General features: G+C 65.3%; 2 protein-coding genes. One reads left to right on the forward strand and one right to left on the reverse strand.

Translation table 11 applies throughout. The features are described from left to right. Positions 1-54 precede the first annotated feature (54 nt). Positions 55-825, reverse strand: a complete 771-nt coding sequence (locus EXN22_RS13845; RefSeq protein WP_130264593.1) for a helix-turn-helix transcriptional regulator — start codon at positions 823-825, stop codon at positions 55-57. Between the two features lie 304 nt (positions 826-1,129). Between EXN22_RS13845 and EXN22_RS13850 the strand changes: the two genes are divergently transcribed. Then, on the forward strand, positions 1,130-7,492 hold the full coding sequence (locus EXN22_RS13850) for a non-ribosomal peptide synthetase (protein WP_130264594.1): 6,363 nt from the start codon (positions 1,130-1,132) through the stop codon (positions 7,490-7,492). Positions 7,493-7,620: the final 128 nt, after the last annotated feature.

The following is a 7,620-nucleotide window of genomic DNA, read 5'->3' on the forward strand; positions in this document are numbered from 1 at the left end:
CTTGCTGTAATGCAGGATGCTGCTGGTCGGATTCATCGACCAAAGGTGCAAAGCTCAGGCACCGGCCATCCATTTCGCCAGGCCATGGCGGCCGCTGACCCCCAGCTTGGCGGTGGCGCGCTTGAGGTAGGTTTCGATTGAGCTGGTCTTCAGGTTCAGCCGTTGCGCCAGTTGTGGAACCGTACCGCCAGTCAACAAGCCCATGCACACTTCCTGTTCGCGGACCGAGAGACTGATGGCGCCTTGTGCCAGGCGTTCACCGAAGGCGTGGCGCAAAGTGCCGGCGTCAAGTTCTGTCAGGGCGCAGCCGGCGCCTTGTTCAAGGAGCTGGCCATGGTGCTCGACCAGCGGCAGCAAGGTATCGGACAGGCTTTTGAGTTGCGACAGTTCGCTCAGGGAAAAGCCGCGCTGGCTGGGCAGGCGATGAAAGCAGATCACCCAGCGGCGGTTGCCACTGCGTGAAACCAGGTTGCACTGGTGGGCACTGTGGGGTTGATGGCGGGTGGTGGGTGGGGCCCTGAACTCGATCAATAGCGGGTCCTTCATTTGCATGATCGATTGCAGCAGCGGATGGTGCAGATAGTCCATGGTCGGCAGATCCTGCTCAAGGCCGGCACTGCCCAGCACCTTGATGCGGCTGACACTGGCCTGGCGCGAGTCCAGGGTCCACTCACTGAGGTCAAGCTTGTGGATCGTCACCTGGGCATCGACCAGGCGCAGCATCTGCTGGGCAAAGGTTTGGGCGCCGGTGCTGGCGATCAGTTCGCCCAGTTGCAGGTACAACTGCGGGTCGGGGCGGTAGGCGAGGCTGTCGGTCTGCTTCATATCCTGGTCATCCTTGAGTCAAAGCATCACGGCGGGTGTCTCGCGGTCGAGTTCTCCGAGGGCGGTACAAAGGGTGAGGGTATTCAAGCCCGGGTGTTGCTGATGCGTCTGTAATGGAAAACAGGGACAGAAAATGCCACTTATTCCTACTCAGGCAATGGTGAATGTTGGCTGATGGCCAATCTCCTACGCGATTTTCAGCAGCCGTCATCAGGCCTGTGCCTGTCCGGGTTTAAGGGGTCATGCCTGCTGGCAGGGCAATGCTTGAATCGGCAGATGATCAACCACAAGGATCCGCCGCCCCATGCCCGCCGCCAACACTTTTGCCCTCACCGCCGCCCAGCGTGACATCTGGCTGGACCAGATCAGCCATGGCGACTCGCCGCGGTACAACGTCGGCGGCTATGTCGACTTCGACGGCGACATCGATGCCGGTCGGCTACGCCAGGCGTTGGTGCACTTGATGGGCCTGCACGACAGCCTGCGTACGGTGCTGGTGGCGCAGGACGAGGACAGCGGTGTGCCGCGCCAGTGTTTTAGCGATGGGCTTGCGGTCGACCTTAGCGAGCATGATCTACGCGCCATCCCCGAGCCGTTCGCGGCTGCACAGGCCTTGATGAAGGCCAGGCTGCAGCGCCCTTATGCGCTGGATACAGCGCCCTTGTGGGGGACGATGCTGATTCGCATCGCTGACCGGCGCTACCTGTTTGTCCTGCATACCCACCACCTGATCCTCGATGGCTGGGGGATAGACCAGATGTTCAAGCAGACCGCCGACTGCTATCGCTTGCTTGAACAGGGCCAACCCTTGCCCGACACGGCGCCGTCCTACCGCGATTTCATCGATGACGACGCCCACTATCAGCAGTCGACGCGGCAGGCCCGCGATCGCGACTACTGGCTGGCCAAGTACAAGCAGCTTCCGGATCCCTTGCTGGCACCTCGTGAGCGTGGCGCACTGATCGCGGCCGAGCCGACGGCTGCTCTGGAACTGCCCTTCGACGCCGGGTTGCTTACACGCATGCGGCAACTGGCGCAGGACCTGCAAGCGTCGGCTTTTCACGTGTTGCTGGCGGCCCTGCATGTGTGTTGCGCACGTACCTGGCAACGTGACGAGTGGGTACTCGGCTTGCCGGTGCGCAACCGCAGCAACGCAAGGTTCAAGGCAACCATGGGCTTGTTCAGCCAGGTCAGCGCCTTGCACATGGACTTCGGCCGCAGCCAGTCGTTCGCCGAACTGGTGGGCGCCATTGGCGATACCCTCAAGCAGGATTTTCGTCATCAGCGCTTCTCGCTGAGTGACCTGAACCGGGCGCTGGGTGCGCAGCGTGAGGAACGCTCGCAACTGTTCGAACTGATGCTGTCCTACGAAGAAGACGACAACGACCTGCGTTATGGTCAAACGGCCAGCCACTCCGTGATGATCTGCAACGGCCACGGACCGACCCCCTTGAGTATTCACCTGCGCGGCAACAGTCACAGCGCCAAGGCGTGCCTGCACCTGGTTTACAACCACGCCTGGTTCAGTGCCGAGGAGGTCCGGGCCCTGGCCGAGCGTTTACTGTATGTACTGGAGCAGGGTTTGCAACGACCGGAACTGAGCATCGCCGCCTTCGACGTGCTGACCGCCAGCGAACACGCCCGTTTGCAGGCCTGGAACGCCACCTCGGTGCCCGCCGCGTGCCAGGCGCTGATCCATCGGCGGATCGAGGCTCAGGCTGCAGCTTGGCCGCAAGCGGTGGCCGCCTTTCACAACGGCCAGCAGCTGAGTTACGGTGAGTTGAACCGCCGGGCCGATATCCTCGCCCGGCACCTAATCGCCCTGGGCAGCCAGCCTGAGCAACGTGTCGCGGTGGTTGCCCGGCGTGGGCTGGACACCCTGGTCGGTTTGCTGGCGGTGCTCAAGAGCGGTGCTGCGTACGTGCCGATCGACCCGGCGCAACCTCTTGAACGCCTGGCTTACCTGCTCGATGACAGTGCGCCGCAGGTGGTCTTGACGCAGTCCTCGCTGAGCGAGCGCCTGCCTGCCCATGGTCGGCCACAGATCGAACTGGACCGCTGCGACTGGAACGAGGCGCTGGACAGTCGCCCGCTGTCGCTGGCCCAGAGTGCCGACAGCCTGGCCTATGTCATCTACACCTCAGGCTCCACCGGCGAGCCGAAAGGGGTGATGGTCGAGCACCGCATGCTCGCCAACCTGGTCGATTGGAGTTGCACTGCCTTTGACTTGGGCCCCGGCCGCCAGCAGTCGTGCCTGGCCGGCTTCGGCTTCGATGCCATGGCCTGGGAAGTCTGGCCGGCACTGTGCAGCGGCGCGACCCTGCACCTGGCGCCGGTACGCGACGGCGCCGAGGATATCGAGGCCTTGCTGCGCTGGTGGCGTGCCCAGCCGCTGGATGTGAGCTTCCTGCCGACGCCCGTGGCTGAACATGCCTTTGCCCAGGGCGAGCTGCATCCGACCTTGCACACCTTGCTGGTCGGCGGTGATCGCCTGCGCCGTCTGGGCCGTGAGCAGCGCTACCGGGTGATCAACAACTACGGCCCCACCGAAGCCACGGTGGTGGCCACTGCCGGGCAGGTCCAGGCAGGCCAGCCCCTGCATATCGGCGCGCCGGTGGCCAATACCCGAGCCTATGTGCTCGATGGCCAGCGCCGGTTGTTGCCGATCGGTGCAGTCGGTGAGCTCTACATCGGCGGTAGCGGCGTCGCCCGTGGCTATCTGAATCGCCCGGAACTGACGGCAGAGCGCTTTCTCAGCGACCCGCACAGCGAGGCTGCCAATGCGCGGATGTATCGCACTGGCGACCTGGTGTGCTGGAACGCCGACGGCAACCTGGAATACCTTGGGCGCAACGACGACCAGGTGAAGATCCGTGGCGTGCGGGTCGAGCTTGCAGAAATCGAGGCGGCCCTGGCCAGCCATGCCCGGGTGCGCGAGTGCGTGGTGCTGCTGCGCGACGGCCAGTTGCAGGCCTGGTTCATTGGCGATGCAGCGGCTACCCCGCTGGAGTTGTACGAGCACCTGCGCCAGCGCCTGTCGGCGGCATTGTTGCCGGGTGCCTACACGAGGCTGACGGCCTGGCCGCTGACCGCCAACGGCAAACTGGACCGTCGTGCGCTGCCCGTGGCCGATGACGCGGCCAAGGTCCGCCGCGTGCATGAGGCGCCGCAGGGTGAGATCGAGCAGCGCCTGGCAGTCTTGTGGGCCGAGTTGCTGAAGGTCGAACGGGTAGGGCGGCGGGACCATTTCTTTGAGCTGGGTGGCCATTCGCTGCTGGCGGTGCAACTGATCGGGCGCATGCGCCAGCAGGGTCTGCAAGCTGATGTGCAGGTGCTGTACGGCCAGTCGACCCTGGCCAGCCTGGCCGCCGCCGTGGTGGTTGGCGAGGTTGCGCAGGTCCCGGCCAACCGGGTCCCGAGCGACTGCCAACAGATTACCCCCGAGCTGCTTGCACTCACCGAACTTGACCAGGCGGCCATCGAACGTATCGTCGCGGCGGTGCCCGGAGGGGCCGCCAACGTGCAGGAGATTTATCCGCTGGCGCCGCTGCAGCAGGGCCTGCTCTACCATCATGTCACCGATGTGCGCGACCCTTACCAGCAACAGGTGTTGTTCGCCTTTGCCGACCCGCAGTGCCTGGCAGCCTTTGCCCAGGCCCTGCAACGGGTGATCGAGCGCCACGACATCCTGCGCACCAGCCTTGTCTGGGAGGATCTTGAACAGCCCCAGCAAGTGGTATGGCGCAAGGCTCAGCTGGAGGTCGAAACCTGGAGCCAGGTTGCGCAGACGGGTGACGTCGGTGCGCAACTACGCAGTGATTACGATCCGCAGCAACGGCCGCTGGACTTGCGCCGGGCGCCGATGATGGCACTGGTCAGCGCCGAAGATCGCCAGCAAGGGCGCTGGCTGGGGTTGCTGCGTTTCCACCACCTGGTCAACGACGCGGTGTCCATCCAGGTACTACTGAGCGAACTTGAAGCGTTCATGGCCGGGAGCGGTGAGCAACTGCCTGAGCCTGTGGCGTACCGTGACTATGTTGCCCTCAGTGGCGCTGCCGAGCGCCAGGCTGGCCACCAGGCGTTTTTTCGCGAACAACTGGTCGGCGTCGAGGCGCCTGTGCCCATCCCGGGACTGGGCGGTGCGACCGTTGATGAGGATCAACTGCACACCTGCAGCGAGCGCCTCGACGATGCACTGACCGCCACATTGCGCAACCTGGCCCGCCAGCAGGGCGCCAGCCTTGCCAGCCTCCTGCACCTGGCCTGGGCCCAGGTGCTCGGTACCCTGGCGGTGGTCGATGAGGTCACCGTCGGCACGGTGCTGCTGGGGCGGGCCATGGCTGGCAAAGACGCCGATCGCGCCATGGGCATGTTCATCAACAGCCTGCCGCTGCGGGTCAACCTCGCCGGGCAATCGGTCAGCCAGGCCCTGGCCGCGACCCATGGACGCCTGGCTGCGCTGCTGGGCCATGAAGATGCGCCGTTGATCCTGGCCCAGCATTGCAGCGGTCTGCCAGCGGGCACGCCGTTGTTCAACAGCCTGATCAACTACCGCTACGGGGCGGTGGTGCAGGGCCAGGTGCTGCCGGGGGTGACCCTGGTCGCGGCCAGCGAAGTGCTCAGCCATGGCCTGGTGCTGACCGTGGACGATCAGGAGCAGACCTTGCAGTTGGCCGTCCGCGCGCCACGGGCGATCGGTGCGCAACGGCTGCTGGACGCGCTGTCGACTGCCTTGCGGCAACTGGGCCAGGCCCTGGCCGAGGGTGGCCATGGTGCGCTGGAGGCGCTGTGCAGTGTGCCGGCCGCGGAGTTGCAGCGCCTGTTGCACGATTTCAACAGCACCGAGGACCGCCACAGCCCGCTGGACCAGACGCTGCCGGCACTGTTCGAGGCCCAGGTGCGGCGCACGCCCCAGGCCATCGCGCTGCAGAGCGAGGACGCCAGCCTCGACTACCAGACCCTCAATGCCCAGGCCAATCGCCTGGCTCATCGCCTGCTGAGCCTGGGCGTTGGTCCCGATACCCGGGTGGCGGTGTGCGTCGAGCGCGGGGTGGCAATGATGGTCGCCTTGCTCGGGGTGCTCAAGGCCGGTGGTGCCTACGTGCCCCTGGACCCCGGTTACCCGGCCGAGCGCCTGCAATTCTTGCTGACTGACAGCGCGCCCCAGGTACTGTTGGTGCATAGCGCCACCCGTGGCCTGTTCGAACCGTCGGGGTTAACCCTGCTGGACCTGGACCAGGACGCTTGGCAAGTCGGCGCCGATCACGATCCGCAGGTCCCGGGGTTGGGCCCGGCGCAGTTGGCCTACGTGATGTACACCTCGGGCTCCACGGGCACGCCCAAGGGGGTGATGATCGAGCATCGCGGCCTGTGCAACCTGATGCATTGGGGCTCGCAGATCTGCCTGCCACGGCCGGGCGATGCCTTGCTGCAACGGGCGCCGTTCACCTTCGATGGCTCAGTGTGGGAACTGTTCTGGCCGCTGACGGCAGGCCTGCGCCTGGTCCTGGCGCGACCGGACGGGCACCGCGATCCGGCCTACCTGGTGCAGTTGATCCAGGCCCGCCAGGTGACCCTGATCAAGTTCGTGCCGGCACTGCTGCATCAGTTTCTCGAGGTGCCAGGTGTCGAGCGCTGTACCAGCCTGACCGACATTTTCTGCGGCGGCGGTGAGCTGACCCTGGCACTGCTGGCCAGCGTGCGCCAGCGCCTGCCCAAGGTGCGTTTGCACAACGTCTATGGTCCTACCGAGGCCACTGTGGACAGCACCGCCTGGACCCTGCGGGCCGATGAACCGCTGCCGCTGCAGGTGCCGCCCATTGGCCGGCCGATCGCCAACACCCGCCTGTATGTACTCGATGCCCACGACCGCCTGGTGCCGCTGGGTGCGGTGGGGCAGTTGCATATCGGTGGCGTCGGCGTGGCGCGTGGTTACCTGGGGTTGCCGGCCTTGCAGGCGCAACGTTTTATCGCCAGCCCGTTCGTGGACGGCGATCGTTTGTACCGTACCGGCGATCTGGTGCGTTACCGCGAGGATGGCCAGCTCGACTTTCTTGGCCGCAACGACTTTCAGGTCAAGCTGCGTGGGCTGCGGGTCGAGCTTGGCGAGATCGAGGCATGGCTGGTCGCGCACCCGGCGATCAGCCAGTGCGTGGTGCTGATGCGCGAAGAGCGCCTGGTGGCCTATTTCACCTGCCGCGAAGGTGCCCATGCGCCGGCCCTGGAGGTCCTGCGCAACCACTTGCTGGCGCGCATGCCCGAGTACATGGTGCCGTCGGCGTATGTGGCGCTGGCGCAACTGCCGCTGAGCGCCAATGGCAAGGTGGATCGTCAGGCGTTGCCTGCCCCCGGTGCCGAAGCGGTGATCAGCCGCAGCTACCAGGCGCCACAGGGCGAGCTGGAAACGGCGCTGGCAGACATCTGGACGCAGGTGCTGAAAATCGAGCAGGTCGGTCGCGACGACAACTTCTTCGAATTGGGTGGCCATTCGCTGCTCGCCGTCAACCTGGTGGCGCGCATGCGCCAGGCCGGGTTGCATGTCGATGCACGGACCTTGTTCAGCCAGCCGACCCTGGCGGGCCTTGCGGCCAGCACCCAGCGCCAGCCGTTGCAGGTAGCGATTCCCGAGACGACCATCCCGAGCCTGGGCACGCGGCGGCGTCTGTGAAACACCCGGGGGCCGCCTGGCGGCCCCGGGCTAGAGCGGCTTTGTCCCGACTTCCCATGTCAGACCGGCCGGTCATGATCCATTAGCGTGTCGACGATTTCCCTTTTGGCAAAGCAGGATGCTTACCG

It is taken from the genome of Pseudomonas tructae (genome assembly GCF_004214895.1).
Classification (GTDB): domain Bacteria; phylum Pseudomonadota; class Gammaproteobacteria; order Pseudomonadales; family Pseudomonadaceae; genus Aquipseudomonas; species Aquipseudomonas tructae.

Coding starts and splice junctions, on each gene's coding strand:
- EXN22_RS13845 (WP_130264593.1), bottom strand. CDS start 825: ATGAAGCAGACCGACAGCCTCGCCTACCGCCCCGACCCGCAGTTGTAC.
- EXN22_RS13850 (WP_130264594.1), top strand. CDS start 1,130: ATGCCCGCCGCCAACACTTTTGCCCTCACCGCCGCCCAGCGTGACATC.